This is a genomic window from Arsenophonus nasoniae DSM 15247, assembly GCF_000429565.1.
Lineage (GTDB): Bacteria > Pseudomonadota > Gammaproteobacteria > Enterobacterales > Enterobacteriaceae > Arsenophonus > Arsenophonus nasoniae.
Map to the genome: position 1 here is coordinate 1 of NZ_AUCC01000203.1, position 1,826 is coordinate 1,826.

At 37.5% G+C, this 1,826-nt stretch carries 2 protein-coding genes and 1 pseudogene; 2 read left to right on the forward strand and 1 reads right to left on the reverse strand.

Features of this window, described 5'->3' with window-relative positions:
• Positions 1–316 precede the first annotated feature (316 nt).
• Complete coding sequence (locus G468_RS0117440; protein ID WP_026824087.1) at positions 317–1,015, reverse strand: S24 family peptidase; 699 nt, start codon at positions 1,013–1,015, stop codon at positions 317–319.
• 122 nt (positions 1,016–1,137) lie between these two features.
• On the opposite strand from G468_RS0117440, the gene G468_RS0117445 reads away from it, so the two are divergent.
• Entirely contained in the window at positions 1,138–1,392 is a 255-nt protein-coding gene (locus G468_RS0117445; protein ID WP_276324691.1) for a helix-turn-helix transcriptional regulator, read from the forward strand.
• Positions 1,393–1,395: 3 nt separating this feature from the next.
• A pseudogene (locus G468_RS21835) lies at positions 1,396–1,826 on the forward strand (virulence-associated E family protein); the annotation flags it as partial.

Below are 1,826 nucleotides of genomic sequence, written 5' to 3' on the forward strand. Positions count from 1 at the left end.
CACTCACCATAGGCCACTTCGCAAAATGACCTATAATTAGTGTTTTTTGCGTTTGTACACTCTGTTATGGCTGCCTGTCCCTTGACATTGCTGTCTTGCAAGGAGCGGATCGCACTCTATGCAACGTGCACCACTGCACTCATACAGACATAACGCGCTGTACATTCCGACTTTCTAAATTGTTAAAGAGCGGGTGTTCTATAAATCATTTTATTCATAATCGCATAGCTAATATTATGCGAAAAATACATTTAGTCAATTATTTTCCGCATTATTTTTTGAGAAATCGTATAGGGCTTTGAGTAGAAGTACTCACTTAGTCTCTATGGTAAAGAGAATCCTTAGCAATGCCTGCCACGTAAATGATTTTTTTAATGGTTGACGCTGCGAGACGTATTGGTGGGTGGTCAGCGTTAATAGAAAGCAAATGAATAACGTCATCTCTTTGATAAAGAAATGTTTTTACCATAACCTGTCCATTATCATCCTGAACTAGAACCTCGTCACCGGGTTTATATTTATAGTTGGGTTCCATAACAACAAATTCTCCATGTTGAATTCGTGGCATCATTGATTCGCCTTGGCAACGAAGCGCAAAAGCATCTTTATCCTCCGTCGGCCAAACAATATAACCATAGTCATGTTCGATCGATGATTCTTTGGAATTCCAATATCCACCGCCGCCCAACTGTGTTGTTCCTAACACAGGAACCTTACAAAAATTAAACGGAATAGCATTGAGTTCGATCCTTGTGAATGATGTTGTATCTCTTTCTTCAGAGATATTTGTTGTACTTAAGTCTTTATATAACAATTCATTTGCTTCGACTCTAAAAAAATTAGCAATTTTCTGAACTATTTCTAATCGTGGACTTTTAACTTCTCCATTTAACATTCTATGTAGCGTTGGTTGTGGCATCCCAATTCGACGTGATAGTTCAGCAACGCTCTTTACCCCCTTTTCATCCATTAATATCTTGATATTTTTATTTAAATTTTGAGTCCCCATTCCCATTATGTTATCCCCTATAAATTATATATTAAATTCAAAATATACTTTTACGCATATTATAATTGAATTTAAATAAATTTTTCGCATTGCAAATATTTATGCGAATTGGTATTTTTAACGACTAAATAAAACTAAATTGGAGAAATACCATGTATGAGAAATCACCTATAGAAATCGTTAAAGCATTATTAGCACTGGGATTAACTCAATCAGAAATAGAAGCTAATACGGGTATTAAACAGCCTTCAATAAGCCGAATACTGACTGGAAAGACTAAGGATTCTCGTATATCTACGATGGTTGCCCTAGAAAAATTTTATTTAAAGAAAATGACTAATTCTTCTAACAAGTCAAGATTAAATAAGTCAAAGGCCAAATAACTCATGCAAATAAATTATTCCGTCGGGCGTAGTGTTACTGATCAGCGCCCGAGTCCTGCTGTTGCTGGCTCTTTTGCCGAGTATCAGCAGGCGATCAAAAAATTAACCAAGCATATTAATATTAGTCCAACCGATCCAAAAGCGGTTTTCGACAAAAAGAAAAAAGCCCTTAATTATATCTGGGGTGCAATGAAAAATGCCAAAAAAGGGCGTAACGCACTTAATGCGGGTAACCGCAGCGTGTTATGGCTTGACATGGATGGTTGTACGTTAGCGGCGTGGGAAATGTTATCAGGCATTCTCAGTTTTTATCAATGTTTTGCCTATACCACCGCGAGTCATGAACATCCTGTTGCGCAGGGTGAACAACGCTGGCGTATTGGTTTTTTGTTATCCCGTGAGGTGACTGCATTAGAGTATGCACAACTAGGACC